The following is a 26,522-nucleotide window of genomic DNA, read 5'->3' on the forward strand; positions in this document are numbered from 1 at the left end:
GTAGCGCTCCCGTAACAGGAATGGTGTCGAATGCCAGGCGGACCACACGCTTCCGCCGCCCGGCGGCGGACAGGGAGGAGCGAGCGTGGAACGCGGGGCGAGCACCCGGGCAGAAGATGCGGCGGGCGAGTTCACGCACTACTTCCGCGGGCTGGCGGCCGCGCTGGGGGCGTCCCCCGGCTGGTACGCGGTCTTCGCCCGGCGCGACCCCGAGGCGGCCCGGGACTACTTCGAGGGCGCCGACGTGCCTCCCTGGGACGTCGTGCGCGCCCTCGTCCACGACGTCGCGGCGGTGCGCGGCGGCCATGTCGGCGAGGGGGTCCTCGCGCCCGCCCGGCGCCTCCACGCGGCCGCCGTCGCCGCGTACGACGCGGCACCCGGCAGCGAGCGCACCCTGCGGGCCCGGCTGGACCTGATGCTCCGCGAGCGCCAGTACGCGACCCTGCGCGAACGCGACCTCAACGACGCGCTGCACCGCGCCGGGTACGACCGTGACCGGGCCGAGCGGACGGCGGGCGAGCTCGCCTGGGCCCGTGACGACCGCGAGCGCGCCGCCGTCCGCTGCGCCGAGCTCCAGGCCCGTCTCGACGCCGTCCTGGCGCGCCCCGCCGCCCCCGAGGACCGGTTCCGCGCCCCGGCGGCCCCGCGGGCCCCCGCTCCCGAACCGGCCCCACAGGCCCCCGCCCCAACCCCCGCCCGCGGTCGCAAGGAGGGCAGGCGCGGCGGCGCCCGCTACGGCGGGGCACGCTTCGCCGGCGCGCCGGAAGCCGGCGCCGAGGAACCCAGGTCCGTCGCGGCCCCGTCCGCGGACGCGGCACACCCCGGACCGCGCGGCGCCCGCTTCGCGGGGGCCGCGGAGGCGCCGGAGGAAGAGCGGGAGGCGCACGGTGCCGCCGGGGCACGACAGGCGCGGGACCACCGGTCCGCGGCGTGGGCGACCGCCGCCCGCATGGCTGAGCTGCGCCGCACCGGCCGCAGTGGCGAGGCGTACGTGCTGATGAGCCAGGCGGCCGCGGGACCGGCGGAACGGATCCCGGAGCTCGCGGCCGCGCTGGAGCAGGCGGGGCTCGCCGCCGACGTCGCCACCCTGCTGTGGGAGCTGGCCGCCCTGCCCCCGCACCACCTGGCGACCGTCGCGGGGGCCCTGGCCATCGCGGGCCGGGCCGAGGACTGCCGCACGCTGCTGCACCAGGCCGCCGCGCGCCCGGCCGCCGAGGTCGCTCGCGCCGCCGCGGTCCTGTGCGAGGCACGGCTGCGGGACCGGGCGGTCACGCTGCTGGCCGCCCTGGTGCGTGCCCGGACCCCGGAGACGGCGGCGGCGGTCGCCGCCGAACGCCCCGACCTGACGGGGCCGCTGCTGGAGGCCGCGGGCCTGGTGTCGGCCTCGCGGCACCGCGACGTGGTCGCCGCACTGCGCCGAGCGGGTCTGTCCGAGCGTGAAATCTGACCGGCTTCGTTGAGTAAAGGCGCCGGTATTGCCACAGTGGGCAGTGGGCTCTACGTTCTTCCCACCGCCGGATCTACGTGCGTAGACCAGCCCGCCGGTCCGGTGTGACACCGCGTCAAAGGAGCTGTCATGCCCAATGTCGTACGAGCGGCGCTCGTTCAGGCGACGTGGACCGGCGACACCGAGTCGATGATCGCCAAGCACGAGGCGCACGCCCGTGAGGCCGCCGCCCAGGGCGCCAAGGTGATCGGCTTCCAGGAGGTGTTCAACGCCCCGTACTTCTGCCAGGTGCAGGAGGCCGGGAACTACCGCTGGGCCGAGCCCGTGCCGGACGGCCCGACCGTGCGGCGCATGCAGGCGCTCGCTCGCGAGACCGGCATGGTCATGGTCGTCCCCGTCTACGAGATCGAGCAGGACGGGTTCTACTACAACACCGCGGCCGTGATCGACGCCGACGGCTCCTACCTCGGCAAGTACCGCAAGCACCACATCCCGCAGGTCAAGGGCTTCTGGGAGAAGTACTACTTCAAGCCCGGCAACCTGGGCTGGCCGGTCTTCGACACCGCGGTCGGCAAGGTCGGCGTCTACATCTGCTACGACCGGCACTTCCCCGAGGGCTGGCGCGCCCTCGGCCTCGCCGGAGCCCAACTCGTCTACAACCCCTCGGCCACCCATCGCGGCCTGTCGGCCTACCTCTGGAAACTGGAGCAGCCGGCCGCCGCCGTCGCCAACGAGTACTTCATCGCGGCCATCAACCGCGTCGGCCAGGAGCCGGAGTACGGCGACAACGACTTCTACGGCACCTCGTACTTCGTCGACCCGCGCGGCCAGTTCGTGGGCGAGCCCGCCTCCGGCAAGGAGGAGGAGCTGATCGTCCGTGACCTGGACTTCGACCTGATCCCCGAGGTGCGCCAGCAGTGGGCCTTCTACCGGGACCGCCGCCCGGACGCCTACGGCACCCTCACGGAGGCGTGATCGTTGATATGACCATGACTGAACGCTCGCAGCAGCACGCCGCGCTCCACGCCCGTCACCAGGCCGTCATGCCCCAGTGGCTGGCGACCTACTACGCGGAGCCGATCGAGATCACCCACGGCGAGGGCCGCCACGTCTGGGACGCCGAGGGCCGGCAGTACCTGGACTTCTTCGGCGGCATCCTCACCACCATGACCGCCCACGCCCTGCCGGAGGTCACCGCCGCCGTCCGCGACCAGGCCGGGCGGATCCTGCACTCCTCGACGCTCTACCTGAGCTCCCAGGCCGTCGAGCTCGCCGAGCGCATCGCCGCGCTGTCCGGCATCCCGGACGCGCGGGTCTTCTTCACCACCTCCGGCACGGAGGCGAACGACACCGCGCTGCTGCTGGCCACGACCATGAGCGGGTCCAACCAGATCCTGGCCCTGCGCAACAGCTACCACGGTCGGTCCTTCTCGGCGATCGGCATCACCGGCAACACCTCGTGGTCGCCGACCAGCCTCTCGCCGCTGCAGACGCTCTACGTGCACGGCGGCGTCCGCACCCGCGGCCCGTACGCGCACCTGTCGGACGCGGAGTTCATCGCCGCGTGCGTCGCGGACCTGGAGGACGTGCTCGGCCAGGCCAACGGCCGGGTCGCCGCCCTCATCGCCGAACCCGTGCAGGGGGTCGGCGGCTTCACCTCCGGCCCGGACGGACTGCTGGCCGCCTTCAAGCAGGTGCTCGACCGGCACGGCATCCTCTGGATCAGCGACGAGGTGCAGACCGGCTGGGGCCGCACCGGCGACCACTTCTGGGGCTGGCAGGCGCACGAGGGCTCCGGCCCGCCGGACATCCTCACCTTCGCCAAGGGCGTCGGCAACGGCCTGTCCATGGGCGGCGTCGTCGCCCGGGCCGAGGTGATGGACTGCCTGACGGCCAACTCCATCTCCACCTTCGGTGGCAGCCCCATCACCACCGCCGGGGCGCTGGCCAACCTCCAGTACCTCCTCGACCACGACCTGCAGGGCAACGCCCGGCGCGTCGGCGGACTGCTGAAGTCCCGTCTGGAGGCCATCGCCGCCGGGCTGCCGGTGGTCCGCGAGGTCCGCGGCCGCGGACTGATGCTCGGCGTCGAACTCGCCGACGCGGCCGCCGTCGGCGTCGTCATGGAGGCGACCCGCGAGGGCGGTCTGCTCATCGGCAAGGGAGGCCGCGCCGGTGACGCGCTGCGGATCGCCCCGCCGCTGTCGCTGACCGTCGCCGAGGCCGAGGAGGGCGCGTCCATCCTGGAAGCCGCGCTCAAGCAGGCGCAGAGCGAGACGAGTGGCGGGGCGGCCTGACGTCCCGTCCGCTCCCGGTCCGGGCGGCGTGACGCCGCCCGGGCCGCTCCCCTCGGCCGTTCACGGCAGCGGATGTGACGCCGACTCACCGCTCAGTCGCCGGGGCGCGGCGTCCGCTCACATCCTGACCCCGCCGCCCGTTTCGTGGCATATTGTGAACGTTCGCCTTGGGGGTGGTCACCGGGAACACCATCGGGCCCGACGATCGGCGCAGCGGTATTGCCCCCGTGGGTGACGGGCCGTACGTTCGTCCCACGGCCGGGGTCTACGTGCGTAGAGCCGTTCCGACATGGCATCGAGTCACCGGCGACCCCGCCCTCAGCCATGGAAGGAGTGGGAGCATGAGCCGCACCGTCATCCGCGGCGGACTGGTCGTCACCGCCGCCGACGAGATCCACGCCGACGTGCTCGTCGAGGGGAGCCGGGTCGCCGCACTGGCCGCCCACGAGTCCGACGCCGCGCGGGGCTGGACGGAGTCAGCCGACCGGGTCGTCGACGCGACCGGGAAGTACGTCATCCCCGGCGGCGTCGACGCGCACACGCACATGGAGCTGCCCTTCGGCGGCACCCACGCCTCGGACACCTTCGAGACCGGTACCCGGGCCGCCGCCTGGGGCGGGACCACGACCATCGTGGACTTCGCCGTGCAGTCCGTCGGCGAGTCGCTGCGCGCCGGGCTCGACACCTGGCACGCCAAGGCGGACGCCCAGTGCGCCGTCGACTACGGCTTCCACATGATCCTCTCCGACGTGAACGACGACACCCTCAAGGAGATGGACATCCTGGTCGAGGAGGGTGTGACCTCCTTCAAGCTGTTCATGGCGTACCCGGGTGTCTTCTACAGCGACGACGGCCGCATCCTGCGGGCGATGCAGCGCGGCGCCGACAACGGCGGCCTGATCATGATGCACGCGGAGAACGGCATCGCCATCGACGTGCTGGTCGAGCAGGCGCTGGCCGCGGGGAGGACCGATCCCCGCTACCACGGCGAGGTCCGCCACGCGCTCCTGGAGGCCGAGGCCACCCACCGCGCGATCCGTCTGGCCCAGGTCGCCGGCTCCCCGCTCTACGTCGTCCATGTGTCCGCGCAGCAGGCCGTCGAGCAGATCGCGCTCGCGCGGGACGAGGGCCTGAACGTCTTCGGGGAGACCTGTCCGCAGTATCTGTTCCTGTCGACGGACAACCTGGCGGAGCCGGACTTCGAGGGCGCGAAGTACGTGTGCTCCACGCCGCTGCGGCCGAAGGAGCACCAGGCGGTCCTGTGGCGCGCCCTGCGGACCAACGATCTCCAGGTGGTGTCGACCGACCACTGCCCGTTCTGCTTCGTGGGGCAGAAGGAGCTGGGCCGGGGGGACTTCTCGAAGATCCCCAATGGGCTGCCGGGGGTGGAGAACCGGATGGATCTGCTGCATCAGGCGGTGGTGGACGGGCACATCGGCCGGCGGCGGTGGATCGAGATCGCGTGTGCCGCTCCGGCGCGGATGTTCGGGCTGTATCCGCGGAAGGGGACGATCGCGCCGGGTGCGGACGCCGACATCGTGATCTACGACCCGGCGGCCGAGCAGGTCGTGTCCGCCGAGACCCATCACATGAACGTCGACTACTCGGCCTACGAGGGCAAGCGGATCACCGGGCGGGTGGAGACCGTGTTCTCCCGCGGTGAGCCGGTCGTCGAGAACCGCACCTATGTGGGGCGGGCCGGCCACGGCCAGTACACCCCGCGCGGCACCTGTCAGTACCTCGCCTGAGAGCTCCGAGAGAGGTGTGTTGAGCCATGGACTTCGGACTCGTCCTGCAGACGGACCCGCCCGCCTCTGGCGTCGTGGAGCTGATGAAGCGTGCCGAGCGCAACGGCTTCGGCTACGGCTGGACCTTCGACTCGGCGGTGCTCTGGCAGGAGCCGTTCGTCATCTACAGCCAGATCCTGGCGCAGACCGAGCGGCTGGTCGTGGGGCCGATGGTCACCAATCCGGGGACGCGGACGTGGGAGGTGACGGCCTCGACGTTCGCCACGCTCGCGGACATGTTCGGCAACCGTGTGATCTGCGGCATCGGCCGCGGTGACTCGGCGATGCGGGTTGCCGGGCGCAAGCCCAACACCCTGGCCCGCATCGAGGAGGCCATGCACGTCATCCGCGAACTCGCCGAGGGCCGCGAGGCCGACCTCGGCGGCCACCTCATCCACATCCCCTGGATCAAGGAGGGCGCCAGGCTCCCCGTGTGGATGGCCGCGTACGGACCGAAGGCGCTGGCGCTGACCGGGGCTAAGGCCGACGGCTTCATCCTGCAGCTCGCCGACGTCCACCTCACCGAGTGGATGGTCAAGGCGGTCAAGGACGCGGCCGTCGCCGCCGGCCGCGACGCGGACGAGGTGCGGATCTGCGTCGCCGCGCCGGCGTACGTCACCGAGGACGAGTCCCCGCGGGCACTGGCGCACGCGCGCGAGCAGTGCCGCTGGTTCGGCGGGATGGTCGGCAACCACGTCGCCGATCTCGTCTCCAAGTACGGCCACCACTCCAGCGCGGTCCCCGAGGAACTGACGGAGTACATCAAGGCCCGCCTGGACTACGACTACGCCGAGCACGGCAAGGCCGGGAACCGGCACACCGACTTCGTCCCCGACGAGATCGTCGACCGCTTCTGCGTGATCGGCACGGCGGAGCAGCACATCGAGAAGCTGACCGCCCTCAAGGCCCTGGGCGTCGACCAGTTCGCCCTGTACGACATGCACGACGCCAAGGAGGCCACCATCGACGCCTACGGCGCGACCGTGATCCCCGCCCTCGCCGGCTGACCGAGGACACGCGCACATGCAGGAGGCCACGGCCCCCGCCCAGATCACGCACAGCGACGGCCGCGTCGAGCTGGCACCCGGCGCGGCCGCCCCGCACGGCCGCTACGCCAACGAGGACCTGCTCCCGGTCCCGCTGGCCCAACGCAAATGGACCACGTACAACTTCACCGCGCTGTGGGTCGGCATGGCCCACAACATCCCGTCCTGGACGCTCTCCTCCGGCCTGGTCGCGCTCGGCATGGACTGGAAGCAGGCGGTGTTCACCATCGCCCTGGCCAACGTCATCGTGCTGGCCCCGATGCTGCTCACCGGCCACGCGGGGCCCAAGTACGGCATCCCGTTCCCGGTTCTCGCCCGCGCCTCCTTCGGGGTGCGCGGCGCGAACCTGCCGGCGCTGCTGCGGGCGGCGGTGGCCTGCGCGTGGTTCGGCATCCAGACCTGGATCGGCGGGCAGGGCATCTTCGTCCTGCTCGGCAACATCTGGGGCGGCTGGGCCGGTGCGGCGCGGATCGGCGGCTACCCCTGGACGCTGTGGCTGTGCTTCGTCGTCTTCTGGGCGCTCGAACTGGCCATCATCTACCGGGGGATGGAGACGCTCCGCCGCTTCGAGAACTGGGCGGCGCCCTTCGTCATCGTCGGCGCCCTGGTGCTGCTCGTCTGGATCACCGGGAAGGCGGGCGGCCTCGGACAACTGCTGGACCAGCCGTCCTCGCTCGGCTGGGGGCCGGATTTCTGGCAGGTCTTCTTCCCCTCCCTGATGGGCATGATCGGCTTCTGGTCGACGCTGTCCCTCAACATCCCCGACTTCACCCGGTTCGGCGCCGGGCAGCGCGCCCAGGTGCGCGGGCAGACCCTGGGCCTGCCGACGACCATGACGCTCTTCGCCGTGCTGTCCGTGCTCGTCACCTCCGGCTCAGAGGCGGTCTACGGCAAGGCCATCTGGGACCCCGTCGAGCTGGCCGGCAAGGCGGACAGCGTCTTCGGGCTGCTCTACGCCCTGGTCACCGTCCTCGTGGCGACGATCAGCGTGAACATCGCCGCCAACGTCGTCTCGCCCGCCTACGACCTGTCCAACCTCTCCCCGAAGACCATCGACTTCCGCACCGGCGCGCTCGTCACGGGCGTCGTCGGCGTGCTGATCTTCCCCTGGAAGCTGATCTCCACGCCCGAGCTGTACATCTACACCTGGCTCGGGGTCGTCGGCGGCATCCTCGGCACGGTCGCGGGCATCCTGATCGCCGACTACTGGATCGTCCGGGGCACCCACCTCGCGCTCCCCGAGCTGTACCAGTCGGGCGGCGGCCGCTACTGGTACCGCGGTGGCTGGAACTGGCGGGCGGTGACGGCCTTCGCCGCCGGCGCCCTGCTGGCGATCGGCGGCTCCTACTCCAAGGTCGACGCCAAGGGTGCCAAGCAGGGCCCGTTCCCCGTCGACGGGCTGATCCCGCCGCTCCGCCCGCTCGCCGACTACGGCTGGGCCATCGGCCTCGCCACCTCCTTCGCGCTCTACGTGCTCCTGATGTGGCCCGCCCGGCGGCACGCGCGCACCGTGTGAACGGCGCGGATGCGCGGATGGCGTGAACCGGCCAATGCCACCGCGACTGCGCACGGCGCGGAGCGATCTGGTCTGATGGGGGAGTGATCGATGACGCACTCTTCAAGGCCGTGGAGGTCGCGGTACGGGCGGTGGCCGAAGCGGAGGTCGTGCCGCGCTGGCGGCAGCTGACCGCCGCCGACATCAGCCACAAGACCGGCCCCGGGGACCTGGTCACCGTCGCCGACCGCGAGGCGGAGGCGCGGCTCACCGAGGAACTGCCCGCGCTGCTGCCCGGCTCGGTCGTCGTCGGCGAGGAGGCCGTGCACGCCGATCCCTCCGTCCTGCGCCGGATCGCCGGCGGCGACCCGGTCTGGATCGTCGATCCGGTCGACGGCACCGCCAACTTCGTCGCCGGCAGGCCCGAGTTCGCCACGCTCGTCGCGCTCGCGCAGGACGGCGAGGTGCACGCCTCGTGGACGTACGTGCCGCGCCTCGGCCTGATGGCCACCGCACGGCGCGGCGCGGGGGCGCTGCTCAACGGCGAGCCGATCCGCACCGCCAAGGCGGTCGAGGGCGCGGCGCTGAGGGTCGCCACCTCGCAGTTCTCCTTCCTGGACGAGCAGGAGCGGCGGCAGTTCGAAGGGCTCGGATCCGACGGCGTCACGGCCCGCCAGTGCACCTGCGCCGGACTGGACTACCTGGAGGTCGCCCGGGGCGCCCTCGACGCCGTCGCCTTCACCTGGGAGTCGCCCTGGGACCACGCGGCCGGGGTGCTCCTGGTCGGCGAGGCCGGCGGGGCGGGCGTCACCGCCGCGGGGGAGCCCTTCCGGATCGCGGGCGGCAACGCGTTCCCCTTCTCGGTCGCGCGCGACGAGGCGACCGCGCGGCGTGTCGTCGGCCTCATGGTGGGTGACCGGTGACCCGGGCGCGCGTCCTGGACGCGATCGTCGTCGGCGCCGGCCCCAACGGCCTGACCGCCGCGGTCGAACTCGCCCGCGCCGGGTTGTCCGTCGAGGTCTTCGAGGCCGGTGACCGCGTCGGCGGCGGGGCGCGCACGGAGGAACTCACCCTGCCGGGCTTCCTGCACGACCCCTGCTCGGCGGTGCACCCCCTCGGCGCGGGTTCGCCCGCCTTCAACGCCATGCCGCTCGCCGACCACGGACTGGAGTGGCTGCACCCCGAGCTGCCCCTCGCCCACCCCTTCGACGACGGCACCGCCGCGGTTCTGGCCCGCACCGTCGGCGCCACCGCCGCCTCGCTCGGACCGCGCGACGCGGGCACCTACCGGCGGCTGCTCGCCCCGTACATCGGGCGCTGGGACACCCTCGCGCACGACTTCCTGCGGCCCGCGTGGCACGGCCTGCCGCGCGACCCGCTGGGCTTCGCGCGGTTCGGACTCACCGGCCTGCCGCCGGTGGCGCTGCTGGCCCGGCGCTTCCGCGACCGCAAGGCCCGCGGGCTGCTCGCCGGGCTCGCCGCGCACACCGTCGCCCCGCTCACCAGCCCGCTGACCGGCGCCATCGCCATGATGTTCGCGGTCGCCGCGCACGAGGTCGGTTGGCCCCTGCCGCGCGGCGGTTCCCAGAGCCTGTCCGACGCCCTGGCGTCGTACCTGCGGGAGCTGGGCGGCACCGTCCACACCGGTGTCACGGTGCGGAAGATCGACGAACTGCCGCCCGCGCGCGCCTACGTCTTCGACACCTCGCCCACGGCGGTGGCCCGGATCGCCGGGCTGGGCGACGCCTACCACCGCTACCACTACGGCCCGTCGGTCTGGAAGATCGACTACGCCCTGGACGGCCCGGTGCCCTGGACCGCCGCCGAGGCACGGCGGGCGGGCACGGTGCACATCGGCCCGACCTTCGGCGAGATCGGCGACGCGCTCGGCCGGGCGGTCTCCGGCCGCGCCCCGCACGTCCCGTTCCTCATCACCGCGCAGCCGAGCGTCGTCGACCCCGGCCGGGCGCCGGAGGGCAAGCACGTCTTCTGGGCCTACGCCCACGTGCCCAACGACTGGCGGGGTGACGCCACTGACGCCATGGAGCGGCAGATCGAGCGTTTCGCCCCCGGCTTCCGCGACCTCGTCCTCGCCCGTGCCGTCAGCGGCCCCGCGGAACTGGCCGCCCGCAACCTCAACTACGTCGGCGGCGACTTCGGCTGCGGTGCCTTCACCGGCCTGCAGACCGCCTTCCGCCCGAAGCCGAAGTGGAACCCGTACACCACCTCCCGCCCCACGGTCTTCCTGTGCTCCTCCGCGACCCCGCCCGGGCCCGGCGTCCACGGGATGCCGGGCCACCACGCGGCCCGCGCCGTCCTGAAGCGGCTGGGCGCGGCCGTCCCCAGGGACTGAGCCGGGGCGGACCCGCGTGGACCCGGACCGCGGCTGTCGGACGCAGCGATTAGCATCGCGGACATGGAACAGCGCGTATTGGGCAGGACGGGCCGGAAGGTGTCCGTCGTGGGTCTCGGCACCTGGCAGCTGGGTGCCGACTGGGGTGACGTGCGGGAGGAGGACGCTCTCGCGGTGCTGGACGCCGCCGTCGAGTCGGGGGTGACCTTCTTCGACACGGCCGACGTCTACGGCGACGGCCGCAGCGAGCAGCTGATCGGCCGCTACCTGCGCGAGCGCCCCGACGCTGGCGTCTTCGTGGCCACGAAGATGGGACGCCGTACCGCCCAGGTCCCCGAGAACTACGTACTGGACAACTTCCGCGCGTGGAACGACCGTTCGCGCGCGAACCTGGGCGTCGACACCCTCGACCTCGTGCAGCTGCACTGCCCGCCGACCTCGGTGTACTCCTCGGACGCGGTCTTCGACGCCCTGGACACCCTCGTCGAGGAGCGGCGCGTCGCCGCGTACGCGGTGAGCGTCGAGACCTGCGAGGAGGCGCTGACGGCGATCGCCCGCCCCGGCGTGGCCAGTGTGCAGATCATCCTCAACCCCTTCCGCCTCAAGCCGCTGGAGCAGGTGCTCCCGGCCGCCGCCGAGGCGGGCGTCGGGATCATCGCGCGCGTGCCGCTCGCGTCCGGCCTGCTGACCGGCCGCTACACCAAGGACACCGTCTTCGCCGCGGACGACCACCGGAACTACAACCGGCACGGCGAGGCCTTCGACCAGGGCGAGACCTTCTCCGGCGTCGACTACGAGACCGGGCTGGAGGCCGCGGCGGAGTTCGTCGCGCTGGCGCCGCAGGGCGCGACCCCCGCGCAGACCGCGCTGCGCTGGATCGTCCAGCAGCCCGGCGTCACCAGCGTCATCCCCGGCGCCCGCTCGGTCGCCCAGGCCCGTGCCAACGCCGAAGCCGCCGCCCTGGCCCCGCTGCCGCAGGCCACTCTGGACGCGGTGCGGGACCTGTACGACACCCGCATCCGCGCCCAGGTCCACCACCGCTGGTAGCCGCCGCGGGACACCCGGCGGGCGTCAGCCCGTGCCCGCCTCCTGGACGATGCCGTCCAGGAGTGCGGGCAGCGCGGTCCCGATCGGCTCGCGCACCAGCTCGTCCGCCAGGGGGTCGTACGGCGTCGGCTCGGCGTTGACGATCACCAGCCGCGCGCCGTGCTCCGTCGCGATCCCCGCGAGCGACGCGGCCGGCTGTACCTGCAGACTCGTGCCCACCACGATGAACAGCTGACAGCCCTTCGCGATGGCCATCGCGTTCCCCAGCACCACCGGGTCGAGCCGCTGCCCGAACATCACGGTGGCCGTCTTCAGGATGCCGCCGCACTTCGCGCACGCCGGATCCTCCTCACCGGCCCGGAGCCGCTCCAGCGCCTCCGCCATCGGGGCGCGGTCGTGGCACCGCGTGCACACGACCGTGCGCGCCGTCCCGTGCAGTTCCAGCACCTTGCGTTCGGGAAGCCCGGCCATCTGGTGCAGCCCGTCGACGTTCTGCGTGATCACGCGGACCGGGACGCCCGCACGCTCCAGCCGGACGATCGCCGCGTGCGCCTCGTTGGGGCGCGCCCGCAGCGTGGGGCTGTCATTGCGCATCCGCCACGACCTGCGGCGGATCTCCGGGTCGGCCATGTAGTGCTCGTAGGTCACGAGCTTCTCGGCCTCGGGGTCGCGCCGCCACACCCCGTTCGGGCCCCGGTAGTCGGGAATGCCGGAGTCGGTGGAGATCCCCGCGCCGCTGAGAATCGCGACAAGCGGCTTCTTCGCGTTCATGCGGCGAGCGTACGCAGACCGGGCGGCACGCGGACATCGTGTTTCCGCGCCCTCCCAGGTGGCCCGGTCCGGTGGCTGCGGGTCCGGGATCGGCACCAGGGTCCAAGCCGACGCCTTCGCGCTGACCTGATGGTGCGTCAGTAACCGTGGCCCATGTCTCATGCGTGAGGGAACGCGGGGTGGCGCCCCCGCGTCGGTAAAGGGTCAAGGCGCAGGTGAGACCCCGTCAGTTTTGCGTGTGCGGCAACGCGTCGGCCTGGGGTGGATCTTGGCATTCGCATTCAATACGCAGCCCCTCCTCGTCTGGTGGGCTAGAGCCGTTCCTGAGAAGGTTTCAATTTCAACCACTCGGGGCGGCTGTGTGCTGCCGCTTCGCGAGAGTTGTCGAGGAAGGATTTTTCGCAGTGTCGAATATCTTCAAGAAGATGGGGCGCGTCACCGTTGTGGCCGCCTGCGCGACCGCCGCGATCGCCGCTGCCACAACCGAGGCGTCGGCCGCGTGGTGGCAGTTCAGCAACGCGCCGGGCGGGATCTCCTCCTGTGATGGATACACCCTCTGCGTGTACGAGCACACGGACTTCAACGGCTGGTACGGCTTCGGCTCGGGGGACGGCGCCCTCAAGCTGGCCACCAGTGGCGACAGGCTCAACAACAAGATCTCGTCCATCGTCAACAACTCGTCGCAGACGTACTGCTTCTTCGACGGCAACAACTATGACGGCGCGAAGTTCCAGGTCGGATTCGGCAGGATCTTCCCGAACCTCAACACCGCGGGATTCGGCGACAGGATCGGCTCGTGGCGGCCGGGCAAGTGCTGATCGGCGGGCGTGGCCGACTGGAGCCGCCGATAGCCGGCTTCCGCACCGACCGGCGGCTGGAATGCGCGTGATTGGCGCAAGGGACAGGGCTCGCAGCCGGATCGGAGTTGCGGGCCCTGACCCTTCTGGAAGAAGGCGCCCCCGCTCAGGCCAGCCGCTCCCGCACCTCGGCGACCAGGCCCGCCGCGGCCTCGACGGCGGCCACCGGGTCGCCCAGCCCGGCCAGCACCGCCTCGGCGCGGGCCCGGAAACCGGGCGGGGTGCCGGGCAGCGCCTCCGCCGCGGCCAGGGCGCCCTTCTCGTTGAGGCACCAGACGCGGTGATGGGCGTGCAGGGACTGCGTGAGCACGCCGACGGCGCGCGACAGGCACAGCGCCGCGTGCAGGACGTCGCCCGCGGCCGCCGACTTGCGGGCGTTGACGACCAGGAAGTCCGCTTCCCAGGCGGCGCCGGTCAGCGCGGCGCGCAGCGGCTCGGGGTACACCCGGGTCCGTTCGCGCAGCGCGGCCAGCTCACCGGTGGGATCGGCGAGGACCCGGCCGAGTGCCACCTCGCCGGGGTACACCGGCGACCAGAAGCCGAGCGGATGGCCGGGCTGGATGCCCACCTCGTAGCGGCCGGCCGCGCAGTCCTCCCAGACGCGCAGCACGCGGTCCAGGTCGCGCAGGATCCAGTCGACGCGGGCGCCGCCCACCGTCAGCCACGCCCCGCCGTTCACCCACGGGCCCCAGCCGCCCGGGCCCGCGACCTCCACGGGGGCGCCGGTCGCCTCCTCCGCGAGCGCGGCGAGAGCCGCCGTGTCGGGAGCGCCGCGGTAGTACACGCCGAGGTCCCAGTCGGAGTCCGGCCGGTGCGTGCCGCGGGCCCGGCTGCCGCCGAGCAGGACACCCACGACGCCGGGGACCCCGGACAGGGCCTCGGCCATGGCGGCGACGGGGGGTGCGGGGAGAAGCTGTTCGGGCATCGTGCGAGTGTAGGAGCCATCCGGAGCGAGGAGTACGCAATTGTTCACCACCCGGCCCACCCTTCAGGGCACCTTCGGCATGGTCTCGTCCACGCACTGGCTGGCCTCGCACTCGGCCATGGCGGTCCTGGAGAGCGGCGGTAACGCCTATGACGCCGCCGTCGCCGCCGGATTCGTCCTGCACGTGGTGGAGCCGCATCTGAACGGACCGGCCGGCGAGGTGCCGATCGTCCTCGCTCCGGCGGGCGGCGAGGTGCGCGTGCTGTGCGGCCAGGGTCCGGCCCCCGCCGGCGCGAGCGTCGAGCACTACCGGTCGCTGGGCCTCGACCTCGTCCCCGGTACGGGACCGCTGGCGGCGGCCGTTCCCGGCGCCTTCGACGCGTGGATGGTGCTGCTGCGCGACCACGGCTCGAAGCCGCTGGACGAAGTGCTGTCGTACGCCATCGGCTACGCCGAGCACGGGCACCCCGCGGTCGAGGCGATCGGCGCCACCGTGGAGTCCGTACGCGCGATGTTCGAGACCGAGTGGACGACGTCGGCGGAGCTCCACCTGCCCGCGCCGCGCCCCGGCGAACTGCTCCGCAATCCGCAACTGGCGGGCACCTGGCGGCGTTTGCTGCGCGAGGCGCAGGCCGCGGGCAGTGACCGGGAGACACAGATCGAGGCGGCCCGGCGGGTGTGGCGCGAGGGCTTCATCGGCGAGGCCGTCGCGGACTTCGCCGCCCGCCCGGCCATGGACACCTCCGGCGAGCGGCACGCCTCCACGCTGACCGGGGACGACCTCGTCGGCTACGAGGCCCGCTACGAGGACCCGGTCACCCACGACTGGAACGGCTGGACGGTCTGCAAGGCCGGCCCCTGGAGCCAGGGCCCGGCCCTGCTGCAGCAGTTGGCCCTGCTGCCCGGGGCCGACGAGATGCCGGAGTACGGCACCGCGGACTGGGTCCACACGCTCGTCGAGGGCACCAAGCTCGCCATGGCCGACCGTGAGGCCTGGTACGGCGACGCCGGCCCGGCGGACGTCCCCCTCGGCGAACTGCTCTCGCCCGCCTACAACGACGCCCGGCGCGCCCTGATCGACCCGGCCGCGGCCTCGTACGACCTGCGGCCCGGCAGCCCGGGCGGCCGGACCCCACGGCTGCCGCGCTTCCCGCTCCACGACCCGGGCGCGGAGGCGAAGTTCGACGCCATGGGCGTCGGCGAGCCGACCGTCGCGCACGACGGCGCCACCCGGGGCGACACCTGCCACCTCGACGTCGTCGACCGCTGGGGCAACATGGTCGCCGCCACCCCCAGCGGCGGCTGGCTCCAGTCCAGCCCCGCGATCCCCGGGCTTGGCTTCGCCCTCGGCACCCGGCTCCAGATGACCTGGCTCGAACCCGGACTGCCCAACTCCCTCACCCCGGGCCGCCGTCCGCGGACCACCCTGACCCCGTCCCTCGCGCTGCGCGACGGCGTGCCCGTGCTGGCCTTCGGCACGCCCGGCGGCGATCAGCAGGACCAGTGGTCACTGGCGTTCTTCCTGGCCGTCGCCCTGCGGGACGACGTCCGCGGCGGCCTGGACCTCCAGGGCGCCGTCGACGCCCCCAACTGGCACACCGACGGCTTCCCGAGCTCCTTCCACCCCCGCGCCATGCAGCCGGGCAGCCTCACCGTCGAGTCCCGGCTCGGCGAGTCCCTCATCGCCGACCTGCGCCGCCGGGGCCACGACCTCACCATCGCGGCCCCCTGGTCGGAGGGCCGCCTCTGCGCCGTCGCCCGCGACCCCCGCACCGGCGTCCTGTCGGCCGCGGCCAACCCCCGCGGCATGCAGGGCTACGCGGTCGGACGCTGAGGGCCTTCCCGGTGCCGTCTCAGGCCCGCGGCCTCGGCGGCAGGCCGTTGACGAGCTCGACGGGCGCGGAGGCCGTGCCGACGGCGGCCAGGGCGGCGCTGACGCGGCGGTAGAGGCCGGGGGAGAGATAGGCCTCGGCCTCGTCCGGGGTGGCCATGCGCCAGTCGGAGAGCTCCTCCGCCTGGAGGCGGACGGCGGCGAGCGAGGCGTCGTCGAGCACGCCGCCGTCGAAGAGGAACGAGGCGAGCGGCATGCGCCCCAGGCCCTGGACCCAGTCGATGACGAGGAGATCGCCGGGTTCGACGTCGAGGCCGATCTCCTCCAGCGTCTCGCGCTGCGCGCCCTCGCGCGGCGTCTCCCCGTCGGAGGACTCGATGGTGCCGCCGGGCAGCACCCACTTGCCGTCCTCGCGGTAGGTGGTCTCGGCGATGAGGATGCGGCCGTCGGCGTCACGGAACAAGGTGCTCGCGCCCGCGAGGATCTTGGGGAGGCTGTCGATGTACGCGGCAAAGTCGGAGGTCGTCACGGGTCCCAACCTAATCGGCGACCAGGGGCGGTCCCAAGGACGCCGGGTCCTCCCGGTCAGTCCTCGCGCCGCACCCAGGGGGCGAACCTCTGGCCGGGGGCGGCATCCGCACGCCAGTGGCGCAGTACGGTTCCGTGCACGACGTCGAGCCGTTCGGCCGCGACCAGGCACGAGACGGGGCCGGGGCCGCCCGCGTCCGCCTCGAAGGCCACGAGGACGGGCGGCCGCTCCCCGAGTTGCCGTGCCACGGTGAGGACTTCGTCCGGGGTGGGTGCGCGGAACGCCGGGTCGTGGAAGGAGGCCGGGCAGGTCACGATCAGCGGATCGGTGAAGACCAGTTCGAGCCCGTGGTGGTAGGTGAGGTCGTGGCCGGCGGCGAGCCGGAACTCGCCGGGCTGCCATGCGACGACCTCCCAGTCCCACCAGGACCCCTCGGGCAGCTGCACCGCGTGGTCCGGCAGGTCAGTCACGGGCGAGGCCGGAGGCCTGCTCGGCCGCGTCGACCGCCGCCGCCAGGGCGGCCGGCGCGAGGCTGCCGGGGGCCTGGCGGGCGCGGGCGGCGCGGTTGAGGAGGAGGCGGAGGGTGTCGTTGACGGGGGTGGGGACGCCGTGGAGGCGGCCGAGGAGGACGATCTCGCCGTTGAGATGGTCGGCCTCGGCCGAGCCGGTCGCGCGGCTGAGGCTCTGCCAGGTCGAGCCCCCGCCGCGGGCAGCGCCCTCGACAGGGCGCACCGTGACGAGGTCGCCGCGCATCGCCGCCTGCTCCGCCTCGCCCGCGTACGCGATGCCCGCCGCGTCGAGCACCGCCGCGCCCTCGGCGCGCGCCCGCCGGTGGAGGGCGGCCACGGACGCGTCTCGGCCGATGAGCGCCTCGACGGCGTTGCCGAGGTTCGTCAGCAGCTTAGCGTACTTCCACCGCATCACGTCCTCGCCGACCGGCGCGCGGAGGAAGGGGGACGTCTCCAGTCCGGCGGCGATGCGCGCGGCGGTGGTATCGGTGCCGTGCGGGTAGCGGCCGATGTGGAGCATGCCGGTGAGCGGCGCGCACGGGGCGATCACCACGCCGGGCTCCAGGTGGGCCGACGGCAGCCAGACGCACATGCCGTACACGTCGGGGAAGCGCCGCAGCGCGAGCCGTTCGTTGGCGACGCCGTTCTGCGCGCACACCAGGGGCAGGCCCTGGGCCACCGGCGCCCAGGCGTCGAGCGCGGCGGCGGTGTCCTGGGTCTTCACGGCGAGAATCAGGACGTCGTCGTCGCGCAAGTCGAGGGCGTCCGGTCCGTCGACGACCGGGACGGCGAGGGAGAGCGTCGCGTCGGGCGTGCGCAGGGTCAGCCCGCGCTCCCGCAGCGCCGCGCCGTGCGCGCCCCGGGCGACCAGGACGACGTCGTGCCCGCTCTGGAACAGCCGCCCGCCGATGGAACCGCCGACCGCGCCCGCCCCGATGATGATGTACCGCACACGCGGACCCTACGGCACCAGGGCGACCGTGCGGCGGGCGAGTTCGCCGATCGCCACCCCGTCGAAGCCGAAGACCGCGCTGCGCACCCGGTCCCTCAGCGGTTCCGTCCACTGCGGCGGGATCGCGGCGGCGCCGCACAGCACGCCGGCCACCGAGCCGGCCGTGGCGCCGTTGGAGTCGGTGTCGAGGCCGCCGCGCACGGTCAGCGCGATGGTGGACGTGAAGTCGCCCTTCCCGTACAGCAGTCCGGCGGTGATCACCGCGGCGTTGGGCACGACGTGGATCCAGTGCAACTGCCCGGCCTCCTGGTCGAGGTCCGCCAGGGTGTCCGCCCAGCCGAGCCCGGCCTCGTGCAGCGCCATGGCGCGCCGCACGGTGCGGGACAGCCGGCAGCCGGGCGGGATCTCCGTCAGCGCCGCCTCCAGCGCGGTCCGTGCGTCCGGCGCGGTGAACGCGGCCGCGATCAGGGCCGCCGCCCACATCGCCCCGTAGACGCCGTTGCCGGTGTGCGACAGCACCGCGTCGCGCCGGGCCAGCGACGCGGCGCGGCGCGGGTCCCCGGGGGAGGTCCAGCCGTACACGTCGGCGCGGATGAGGGCCCCGATCCACTCCTGGTACGGGTTGTCGACCGTCGCGCTGAGCGGCGGTCGGATGCCGCTCGCCAGGTTGCGGTACGCGGCCCGCTCGGCGGTGAAGGTCTGCAGATAGGGCAGCCGCAGCAGCCACAGCTCGCCGACCTCCTCGGTGCTGAAGCCCGCCCCGTGCGTCTCCAGCAGGTGCAGGCCGAGGATCGCGTAGTCGACGTCGTCGTCCCGCACGCTGCCGTCGATGCCGCCGCGCGTGCACTGCCGCCATTCCGGCCGCAGGTCGAACTCGGCGGGGTCCGGCGGCGGGGACAGCGCGGGGAGGTAGTCCGTGAGAGGGAGGGCGTCCGCCGTGCGCAGGTAGCGGTCGATGCGGTCCCTGGTCCAGTGGTCGCCGCGCTCGACGGGCTTGCCGAGCATGTTGCCGGCGATGCGGCCCAGCCAGCCGCCGAGGACCCTGTCCTCGAGGTCCGGGGTTGGTGACGTCATGCCCCCGGTCTACCGGAATCCCACGGCTCCGGCGGGCAGCCCCGGGGCCGCGGCCGCGGCGCGTCGCCGTCACCTGTTCCGCCCCGCAGGCGCAAGGGGTGCGCTGGGACAATGACCGGGTGTCAGAAGCCCCCGGTACCACCGCCCAGGCGAGTACGCCCTCACTGCTGCCGGACGACGCGCTGGAGCGGTCCACCGTGGTCGCCAACAACACCATGAACCGCGAGCGCGGCCTGTCCGGAGTGAACAGCTACGCCCGTGAGCTCGGCTTCGATCCGGTCGACGACCTGCTCGGCCGGTCCGCGTCGCCATCCTGGCTCGACCTGTGCAGCGGGGAGGGCCGTGCGCTGCGGGAGGCCGCGGCACGGCTCCCGGCGACGGCGGTGCTGACCGGCGTCGACCTGGTGGGTCCGCTCGTCCCGGTGCCTGCGCCGCCCGGGGTGGAGTTCGTGACGGCCTCGGTCGCCGGCTGGACGCCCCGGCGGTCGTACGACCTGATCACCTGCGTCCACGGGCTCCACTACGTCGGCGACCTGCTCGGTCTGCTCTCCCGGGCGGCCTCCTGGCTCGGCCCCCAGGGGGTGCTGGTCGCACACCTGGACCCCGGCTCGGTCCGGCACGGCGACGGTTCACCGGCCGGCCGCCCGGTGCTGGCGGCCCTGCGCTCGGCGGGTTTCACCTACGACTCCCGCCGGCACCTGCTCACCCTGCGCGGACCCCGGGCCGTCCGCCTGCCCTTCCGCTACCTCGGCGCGGACCCCCATGCCGGTCCCAACTGGACCGGCCAGCCCGCAGTCGCCTCCTACTACCGCGCGGCTCCCTGACGCCGGGCGCCGCGGGGGCCGCTGGGCAGCGCGGAGCGCCCGGGATAGGGTCCAAGCGGCGCGACCTGCGGTAAGGGAGATGGATGTGACGGACACACGGCGAGCGCGAGTACTGATCGCCGCGGACAAGTTCAAGGGTTCACTCACCGCCGTCGAGGTGGCCGAGCGGATCGGCGCGGGGCTGCGTCACGCCGCGCCGGACGTCGTCGTCGAGTCCGTACCCGTCGCGGACGGCGGGGACGGGACCGTGGACGCTGCCGTCGCCGCGGGCTTCGAACGGCGGCTGGTGGAGGTCACCGGGCCGCTGGGGGAGCCGGTCACGGCCGCTTACGCGCTGCGCGGCGACACCGCGGTCGTCGAGATGGCCGAGGCGTCCGGGCTGCGGCATCTGCCGCCGGGGGTCTTCGCGCCGCTGACGGCCGCCACGTACGGCACCGGCGAACTGCTGCGCGCGGCGCTCGACGCGGGGGCGCGCTCCCTCGTGCTCGGCGTCGGCGGCAGCGCCACCAATGACGGCGGCGCCGGCATGCTCGCCGCGCTCGGCGCCCGGCTGCTGGACGCGCGGGGTGTGCCGGTGGGTCCGGGGGGCGCGGCGCTCGCCGACCTGGCGACGGCGGACCTGTCGGGACTCGACGCCCGTCTGGCGGACACCGAGGTGGTCCTCGCCAGCGACGTCGACAATCCGCTGCTCGGCCCGAAGGGCGCGGCCGCCGTCTACGGGCCGCAGAAGGGCGCCACCCAGGAGGACGTCGCGACCCTGGACGCCGCCCTGGCCCGCTTCGCCGAGGTGCTGGACGCCGCCGCGGCCGCCGAGGCGCCCGGCGCGGGCGCGGCGGGCGGTGTCGGTTTCGGCGCCCTCGTCGGGCTGCGGGCCCGGTTCCGGCCCGGGGTGGAGGTCCTGATGGACATGCTCGGTTTCGCGGGGGCGCTCGAACGGGCCGATCTGGTGATCACCGGCGAGGGCTCCCTGGACGAGCAGACCCTGCACGGCAAGGCCCCGGCCGGTGTGGCGGCCGCCGCCCGTGCCCGGGACGTCGAGGTGGTCGCCGTCTGCGGGCGCCTCGCCCTGCCCCCGGCCGCGCTGACCGCCGCGGGCATCCGTCGCGCGTACGCCCTCACCGACATCGAGCCGGACCCGGCGCGCTGCATGGCCGAGGCCGGGCCGCTGCTGGAGCGCCTCGCCGTCGACATCGCGCGCGACGTCCTGCTCTGAGCCGTCGCGTTCCGAGGCGCCGCAGACACGTGGGGCCCCGAGTCGTTCCCGGCTCGGGGCCCCACGGATGTTCCTCGTACGGCTACGGAAGCTGCGCCGTACGCGCCTCACGTCGGTTGTTGCGGATCGTGTTGACCCGGCGGGTCGTCGCGAACAGCGGGATGACCGCCGCCGCGCAGATCTGCAGGGCCGCGCCCGTCTGCAGCAGCACGTCGCCACCGGGGACCGCGAAGGCCCAGCTGACCAGGCAGCCCATGCTGAGGACGATCCAGGCGAGGGTGATCACGGCGAGCCGGCCGCGCGGCTTGGGGTACTCGACCCGGCTGACCATCAGCCACGCCACACCGACGATGGCCAGCACCGTCGGGATGAACGGCAGCTCCAGCAGCACCACCGAGATCACGGTCATGGCGCCGAAGGGGCTCGGCATGCCCTGGAAGATGCCCTCGCGCACCGTCGTGCAGGAGAACCGGGCGAGCCGCAGGACGACCGCGAGCAGCACCACGACGGCGGCCACGGCCGACAGCTTGCCGTAGGCGTCGTCGGAGATCAGACCCCAGACCACCACGAAGTAGGCGGGGGCCAGGCCGAAGCTGATGAGGTCGGAGAGGTTGTCGAGCTCCGCACCCATCGCCGAGCTGCGCAGCTTGCGCGCCACGAGCCCGTCGAAGAGGTCGAAGACCGACGCCATGAGCATCAGCAGCACGGCGGTGGCGGCGCTGTGCCGCGTCATGCCGCCGTCGGTGTTGCCCATGAGGTGCGGGACCAGGACTCCGGTGGTGGTGAAGTACACCGCCATGAAGCCGCAGATCGCGTTGCCGAGGGTCAGGCCGTCCGCTATCGACAGCCGCGTTGACAGCGGCATGTCATCGTCGTCGTCCTCGTCCACCGCGGCGACCCACGGTGCCTGCGCGTCGGGCTCAATCACGGTCAAGGCGAGTCACCCCAGCAACGGTGGTCTGGCCGACCTCGACGGCGGGCTCGACGCCCTCGGGAAGGTAGATGTCGACACGGGAGCCGAACCGGATCAGGCCGATCCGCTCGCCCTGCTCGACCTTGGTGCCCTGCGGGACGTAGGGCACGATGCGACGCGCGACGGCACCGGCGATCTGCACCATCTCGATGTCACCGAGCTCGGTGTCGAAGTGCCAGACAACGCGCTCGTTGTTCTCGCTCTCCTTGTTGAACGCCGGAACGAATCCACCCGGGATGTGTTCCACCGACGTGACCGTGCCCGCGAGGGGGGCGCGGTTGACGTGGACGTTCAGCGGGCTCATGAAGATCGCGACGCGGGTGCGCCCGTCCTTCCACGGCATGATGCTCTGCACCACGCCGTCGGCCGGCGAGATGACGCGGCCCTGGGCGATCTCCCGCTCGGGGTCGCGGAAGAACCACAGCATGCCCGCCGCGAGGGCGGTGGTGGGGACGGCCACGGCCGCCCAGCGCCCGGAGCGACGGGCGCGGGCCAGGCTGACCGCTGCGGTGGCCACGGTCGGGAGGAGCCACGGCGATGCTCCGCGCGCGAGGCGTACGCCGGCCAGGCTGTCGCGTTTAGCAGAGGATTGGCTGTGGGGCATGGAAGACCTTCGTAGCGGAGGGTGCCGCAAGATGGTTCTGGGGACGGCGGCTTTCCGTGAATGGTATCGGCAGTGACGGGCAACTGGGCAAGCCAGTGGCGGAGTCCGTGGCCGGTTATTGATGACTGGGTGTGACCTTTGGCTCGCGCAAAGTGCCACAACCCAGACATTCATCCCTGGATTCGGTACTCCTCGAGCAGTCGGCGACCGATGATCATTTTCTGGATCTCGGCGGTGCCCTCGCCGATCAGCAGCATCGGTGCCTCGCGGTACAGGCGCTCGATCTCGTACTCCTTGGAGAAGCCGTATCCGCCGTGGATGCGGAACGCGTCCTCGACGACCTCCTTGCAGTACTCCGAGGCCAGGTACTTCGCCATGCCGGCCTCGAGGTCATTGCGCCGGCCGGAATCCTTCTTGCGCGCGGCGTTGACCATCAGGGCGTGCGCGGCCTCGACCTTGGTGGCCATCTCGGACAACTTGAACTGGATCGCCTGGTGCTGCGCGATCGGCTTGCCGAAGGTCTGCCGCTGCTGCGCGTAGGCGATCCCCAGTTCGAAGGCGCGCTGCGCCACGCCGCAGCCGCGGGCGGCCACGTTGACCCGCCCGACCTCCACGCCGTCCATCATTTGGTAAAAACCGCGGCCGCTCTCGCCGCCGAGGACGCGATTTGACGGAATCTTCACGTCCTCGAGGATGAGCTCGGTCGTGTCGACGCCCTTGTAGCCCATCTTCTCGATCTTCCCGGGCACGGTGAGGCCCTTCACCGTCGGGTTCGGGCCGAAGCCCGGCTCTTTCTCGATGAGGAAGGTCGTCATGGACTTGTGCGGGGCCGCCCCCTCCGGCTGGCCCTCGTCCGTGCGGCAGAGGACCGCGACGAGGTTGGACGTGCCGCCGTTGGTCAGCCACATCTTCTGGCCGTTGATGACGTAGTCGTCGCCGTCGCGGACCGCCTTGGTGCGGATGGCGGAGACGTCGGAGCCCATGCCCGGCTCCGACATCGAGAACGCGCCACGCACCTCGCCGGTGGCCATCCGGGGCAGGAAGTACTCCTTCTGCTCCTGGGTGCCGTGCTGCTTGAGCATGTAGGCGACGATGAAGTGGGTGTTGATGATGCCCGACACGCTCATCCAGCCGCGGGCGATCTCCTCGACCGTCAGGGCGTAGGTGAGCAGGGACTCGCCGAGGCCGCCGTACTCCTCGGGGATCATCAGGCCGAAGATGCCGAGTTCCTTGAGGCCCTCGACGATGTCGGTGGGGTACTCGTCCTTGTGCTCCAGCTCGTTGGCGACCGGGAGGATCTCCTTGTCGACAAAGCTGCGGACCGTGGAGAGGATCTCCTGCTGGACGTCGGTCAGCCCGTCGGTCTGGGCGAGACGGCTCATCTGTCGTTTCTCCTACGAGTTCAGTGGGCGACGGACGGACGGCCGGGCTGCTCGCCGCCGCGCTCCTTGATGTAGGTGGCGGTCGGGACCATCACCTTCCGGCGGAAGACGCACACCAGGGTGCCGTCCTGCTTGTAGCCCTTGGTCTCCACGTGGACGATGCCCCGGTCGTCCTTGGACTTCGACGGCCACTTGTCCAGCACGGTGGTCTCGCCGTAGATGGTGTCGCCGTGGAAGGTCGGCGCCACGTGCTTCAGCGACTCGACCTCCAGATTGGCGATCGCCTTGCCGGAGACGTCCGGGACGGACATGCCCAGCAGCAGGGAGTAGATGTAGTTGCCCACGACGACGTTCCGGCCGAAATCGGTGGTCTGCTCGGCGTAGTGCGCGTCCATGTGGAGCGGGTGGTGGTTCATGGTCAGGAGGCAGAAGAGGTGGTCGTCGTACTCGGTGACCGTCTTCCCGGGCCAGTGCTTGTAGACAGCGCCGACCTCGAACTCTTCATACGTGCGGCCGAACTGCATCGCTACTGCGCCTCCGGGATGTCGTGCTTGCTCGAACGGGTGACTGCTGCGGGGGTCACGCGGGGACCTCCAGCGGGTCCAGTTTGTTCGCCCTGCGGATCTCGTCCACGATCCTGCCGATGATCTCCGTGATTCCGAAGTCCTTCGGCGTGAACACGGCGGCGACGCCGCACTCGATCAGCTTGGCCGCGTCCGCCGGGGGGATGATGCCGCCGGCGATGACCGGGACGTCGTCCACCCCCGTGCGGCGCAGCCGCTCCAGGACGTCCGGCACCAGTTCGGCGTGGGAGCCGGACAGGATCGACAGGCCGACGCAGTGCACGTCCTCGGCGACCGCCGCCGACACGATCTGCTCGGGCGTCAGCCTGATGCCCTGGTAGACCACCTCGAAGCCGGCGTCGCGGGCCCGCACGGCGATCTGCTCGGCGCCGTTGGAGTGGCCGTCGAGGCCCGGCTTGCCGACCAGCAGCCGCAGCTTGCCGCCGCCCAGCTCCCGCGCCGTGAGCGCCACCTTGCGGCGCACCTCGGCCAGTGGCGTGCCCGCCTCGGCGGTGACCGCGACGGGGGCGCTGCCGACGCCCGTGGGCGCCCGGTACTCGCCGAAGACGTCGCGCAGGGCCCAGGACCACTCGCCGGTGGTGACGCCGGCCCGCGCGCACTCCAGGGTGGCCTCCATCAGGTTGGCCGTCCCGGCGGCGGCCGCCTTCAGGGCCTCCAGCGACTTGTGGGCGCGGGACTCGTCCCGGTTGTCCCGCCACTCGTGCAGGGCGGCGACGACCCGGGCCTCGTTCTCCGGGTCGACGGTCATGATGGCGCCGTCAAGGTCCGAGGTCAGCGGGCTCGGCTCGGTGCCCTCGTAGCAGTTGACCCCGATGATCTTCTCGTCACCGGACTCGATCCGCGCCCGGCGTTCGGCGTGCGAGGAGACCAGCTGCGACTTCAGGTAGCCCGACTCGACGGCGGCCATGGCGCCGCCCATCTCCTGGATGCGCCCGATCTCGGCCAGCGACTGCTCGACGAGCTCGCCGACCTTGGCCTCGACGACATGGCTGCCGTCGAAGATGTCCGCGTACTCCAGCAGGTCGCTCTCGTGCGCCAGCACCTGCTGGATGCGCAGGGACCACTGCTGGTCCCAGGGGCGCGGCAGCCCGAGCGCCTCGTTCCAGGCCGGCAGCTGCACGGCGCGGGCGCGGGCGTCCTTGGAGAGCGTCACGGCCAGCATCTCCAGGACGATGCGCTGGACGTTGTTCTCCGGCTGGGCCTCGGTCAGGCCGAGCGAGTTGACCTGGACGCCGTAGCGGAAGCGGCGCTGCTTGGGGTCCTCGATCCCGTAGCGCTCCTTGGTGACCTGGTCCCAGATGCGGTTGAAGGCCCGCATCTTGCACATCTCCTCGACGAAGCGCACGCCGGCGTTCACGAAGAAGGAGATGCGCGCCACGACGTCGCCCATGCGCTCCTGCGGCACCTGGCCGGAGTCGCGGACGGCGTCCAGGACGGCGATCGCCGTCGCCATGGAGTACGCGATCTCCTGGACCGGCGTGGCGCCCGCCTCCTGCAGGTGGTAGCTGCAGATGTTGATCGGGTTCCACTTGGGGATGTGGCTGACCGTGTACGCGATCATGTCGGTCGTCAGCCGCAGCGAGGGCACCGGCGGAAAGACGTACGTCCCGCGCGACAGGTACTCCTTGACGATGTCGTTCTGCGTCGTCCCCTGGAGCCTGGTGACGTCCACGCCCTGCTCCTCCGCGACGACCTGGTACAGCGCCAGCAGCCACATGGCGCTGGCGTTGATGGTCATCGAGGTGTTCATCCCGTCCAGCGGGATGTCCTGGAAGAGCCGGCGCATGTCGCCGAGATGGGCGACCGGGACCCCGACCCGGCCCACCTCGCCGCGGGCGAGGATGTGGTCGGGGTCGTAACCGGTCTGCGTCGGGAGGTCGAACGCGACCGACAGGCCGGTCTGGCCCTTGGCGAGATTGCGCCGGTAGAGGGCGTTGGACTCCTCGGCGGTGGAGTGCCCGGCGTAGGTCCGCATCAGCCACGGACGATCCTTCTGACGCTCGCTCATGCTCGTTCCCGACC

Annotated in this window: 24 protein-coding genes; 13 read left to right on the forward strand and 11 right to left on the reverse strand. The window is 72.4% G+C overall.

Annotated features, from left to right (window positions below; genetic code table 11):
- Nucleotides 1–85 precede the first annotated feature (85 nt).
- From ACFYXS_RS12060 to ACFYXS_RS12100, 9 genes are all read left to right on the forward strand, one after another.
- The gene (locus tag ACFYXS_RS12060) at nt 86–1,447 is read left to right on the forward strand and encodes a hypothetical protein (RefSeq protein ID WP_389246679.1); all 1,362 of its coding nucleotides are present in this window, start codon (nt 86–88) and stop codon (nt 1,445–1,447) included.
- Nucleotides 1,448–1,576: 129 nt separating this feature from the next.
- Nucleotides 1,577–2,422: a nitrilase-related carbon-nitrogen hydrolase gene (locus ACFYXS_RS12065; protein WP_389246681.1), complete on the forward strand. Its 846-nt coding sequence runs from the start codon at nt 1,577–1,579 to the stop codon at nt 2,420–2,422.
- A 14-nt stretch (nt 2,423–2,436) separates the two neighbouring features.
- Nucleotides 2,437–3,744, forward strand: a complete 1,308-nt coding sequence (locus tag ACFYXS_RS12070) for an aspartate aminotransferase family protein (RefSeq protein ID WP_389246683.1) — start codon at nt 2,437–2,439, stop codon at nt 3,742–3,744.
- 341 nt (nt 3,745–4,085) lie between these two features.
- Nucleotides 4,086–5,492, forward strand: coding sequence for a dihydropyrimidinase (gene hydA / locus ACFYXS_RS12075; RefSeq protein ID WP_389246685.1), 1,407 nt, complete (start codon nt 4,086–4,088; stop codon nt 5,490–5,492).
- A gap of 26 nt (nt 5,493–5,518) precedes the next feature.
- Nucleotides 5,519–6,538 (forward strand): TIGR03842 family LLM class F420-dependent oxidoreductase, encoded by a 1,020-nt coding sequence (locus ACFYXS_RS12080; protein WP_389246687.1) that lies wholly within the window; start codon nt 5,519–5,521, stop codon nt 6,536–6,538.
- A 16-nt stretch (nt 6,539–6,554) separates the two neighbouring features.
- Nucleotides 6,555–8,093, forward strand: a complete 1,539-nt coding sequence (locus ACFYXS_RS12085; protein WP_389246689.1) for an NCS1 family nucleobase:cation symporter-1 — start codon at nt 6,555–6,557, stop codon at nt 8,091–8,093.
- A gap of 83 nt (nt 8,094–8,176) precedes the next feature.
- Nucleotides 8,177–8,995 (forward strand): inositol monophosphatase family protein, encoded by an 819-nt coding sequence (locus ACFYXS_RS12090; protein WP_389246691.1) that lies wholly within the window; start codon nt 8,177–8,179, stop codon nt 8,993–8,995.
- Nucleotides 8,992–10,425: a phytoene desaturase family protein gene (locus ACFYXS_RS12095; RefSeq protein ID WP_389246693.1), complete on the forward strand. Its 1,434-nt coding sequence runs from the start codon at nt 8,992–8,994 to the stop codon at nt 10,423–10,425. The genes ACFYXS_RS12090 and ACFYXS_RS12095 overlap by 4 nt, the downstream gene beginning before the upstream one ends.
- 63 nt (nt 10,426–10,488) lie before the next feature.
- Entirely contained in the window at nt 10,489–11,472 is a 984-nt protein-coding gene (locus tag ACFYXS_RS12100; protein ID WP_389246695.1) for an aldo/keto reductase, read from the forward strand.
- Between the two features lie 24 nt (nt 11,473–11,496).
- On the opposite strand, the gene ACFYXS_RS12105 is transcribed toward ACFYXS_RS12100, so the two are convergent.
- A complete protein-coding gene (locus ACFYXS_RS12105; protein ID WP_389246697.1) occupies nt 11,497–12,243 on the reverse strand; it encodes an NAD-dependent deacetylase in 747 nt (248 codons plus the stop codon).
- A gap of 404 nt (nt 12,244–12,647) precedes the next feature.
- On the opposite strand from ACFYXS_RS12105, the gene ACFYXS_RS12110 reads away from it, so the two are divergent.
- Nucleotides 12,648–13,061 (forward strand): peptidase inhibitor family I36 protein, encoded by a 414-nt coding sequence (locus ACFYXS_RS12110; protein ID WP_389246699.1) that lies wholly within the window; start codon nt 12,648–12,650, stop codon nt 13,059–13,061.
- Between the two features lie 145 nt (nt 13,062–13,206).
- Here the strand turns inward: ACFYXS_RS12110 and ACFYXS_RS12115 are convergent, their stop codons facing one another.
- Nucleotides 13,207–14,025 carry a nucleotidyltransferase domain-containing protein gene (locus tag ACFYXS_RS12115; RefSeq protein WP_389246701.1) on the reverse strand — a complete coding sequence of 273 codons (819 nt, stop codon included), beginning with the start codon at nt 14,023–14,025 and terminating at the stop codon, nt 13,207–13,209.
- A 40-nt stretch (nt 14,026–14,065) separates the two neighbouring features.
- Here ACFYXS_RS12115 and ACFYXS_RS12120 point away from each other — a divergent pair, with 40 nt between their 5' ends.
- Nucleotides 14,066–15,859, forward strand: coding sequence for a gamma-glutamyltransferase family protein (locus ACFYXS_RS12120; RefSeq protein ID WP_389246703.1), 1,794 nt, complete (start codon nt 14,066–14,068; stop codon nt 15,857–15,859).
- Between the two features lie 19 nt (nt 15,860–15,878).
- Here ACFYXS_RS12120 and ACFYXS_RS12125 read toward each other — a convergent pair whose 3' ends face one another.
- Genes ACFYXS_RS12125 through ACFYXS_RS12140 form a run of 4 tightly spaced genes read right to left on the reverse strand, consistent with a single transcriptional unit; the run spans nt 15,879 to nt 18,920 of the window.
- A complete protein-coding gene (locus ACFYXS_RS12125) occupies nt 15,879–16,385 on the reverse strand; it encodes an NUDIX domain-containing protein (RefSeq protein ID WP_389246705.1) in 507 nt (168 codons plus the stop codon).
- Between the two features lie 56 nt (nt 16,386–16,441).
- Nucleotides 16,442–16,855 (reverse strand): hypothetical protein, encoded by a 414-nt coding sequence (locus ACFYXS_RS12130; RefSeq protein WP_389246707.1) that lies wholly within the window; start codon nt 16,853–16,855, stop codon nt 16,442–16,444.
- Complete coding sequence (locus tag ACFYXS_RS12135; protein WP_389246709.1) at nt 16,848–17,846, reverse strand: ketopantoate reductase family protein; 999 nt, start codon at nt 17,844–17,846, stop codon at nt 16,848–16,850. The genes ACFYXS_RS12130 and ACFYXS_RS12135 overlap by 8 nt, the downstream gene beginning before the upstream one ends.
- A gap of 9 nt (nt 17,847–17,855) precedes the next feature.
- Nucleotides 17,856–18,920, reverse strand: coding sequence for an ADP-ribosylglycohydrolase family protein (locus tag ACFYXS_RS12140; protein WP_389246711.1), 1,065 nt, complete (start codon nt 18,918–18,920; stop codon nt 17,856–17,858).
- Nucleotides 18,921–19,039: 119 nt separating this feature from the next.
- Here ACFYXS_RS12140 and ACFYXS_RS12145 point away from each other — a divergent pair, with 119 nt between their 5' ends.
- Entirely contained in the window at nt 19,040–19,744 is a 705-nt protein-coding gene (locus tag ACFYXS_RS12145) for a class I SAM-dependent methyltransferase (RefSeq protein ID WP_389246713.1), read from the forward strand.
- 79 nt (nt 19,745–19,823) lie between these two features.
- On the forward strand, nt 19,824–20,957 hold the full coding sequence (locus ACFYXS_RS12150) for a glycerate kinase (protein WP_389246715.1): 1,134 nt from the start codon (nt 19,824–19,826) through the stop codon (nt 20,955–20,957).
- Between the two features lie 82 nt (nt 20,958–21,039).
- Here the strand turns inward: ACFYXS_RS12150 and pssA are convergent, their stop codons facing one another.
- The 5 genes from pssA to ACFYXS_RS12175 form a co-directional block, all read right to left on the reverse strand.
- Nucleotides 21,040–21,891 carry a CDP-diacylglycerol--serine O-phosphatidyltransferase gene (pssA, locus tag ACFYXS_RS12155; protein WP_389246717.1) on the reverse strand — a complete coding sequence of 284 codons (852 nt, stop codon included), beginning with the start codon at nt 21,889–21,891 and terminating at the stop codon, nt 21,040–21,042.
- Entirely contained in the window at nt 21,878–22,534 is a 657-nt protein-coding gene (locus ACFYXS_RS12160) for a phosphatidylserine decarboxylase (RefSeq protein WP_384287937.1), read from the reverse strand. Before ACFYXS_RS12160 ends, pssA begins: the two co-directional genes overlap by 14 nt.
- 170 nt (nt 22,535–22,704) lie before the next feature.
- Nucleotides 22,705–23,916: an acyl-CoA dehydrogenase family protein gene (locus ACFYXS_RS12165; protein WP_389246719.1), complete on the reverse strand. Its 1,212-nt coding sequence runs from the start codon at nt 23,914–23,916 to the stop codon at nt 22,705–22,707.
- A 20-nt stretch (nt 23,917–23,936) separates the two neighbouring features.
- Nucleotides 23,937–24,440 (reverse strand): MaoC family dehydratase, encoded by a 504-nt coding sequence (locus tag ACFYXS_RS12170; RefSeq protein WP_389246721.1) that lies wholly within the window; start codon nt 24,438–24,440, stop codon nt 23,937–23,939.
- Between the two features lie 55 nt (nt 24,441–24,495).
- Nucleotides 24,496–26,508 carry a protein meaA gene (locus tag ACFYXS_RS12175; RefSeq protein WP_389246723.1) on the reverse strand — a complete coding sequence of 671 codons (2,013 nt, stop codon included), beginning with the start codon at nt 26,506–26,508 and terminating at the stop codon, nt 24,496–24,498.
- Nucleotides 26,509–26,522 lie beyond the last annotated feature (14 nt).

Source organism: Streptomyces sp. NPDC002574 (assembly GCF_042889545.1).
GTDB lineage: Bacteria > Actinomycetota > Actinomycetes > Streptomycetales > Streptomycetaceae > Actinacidiphila.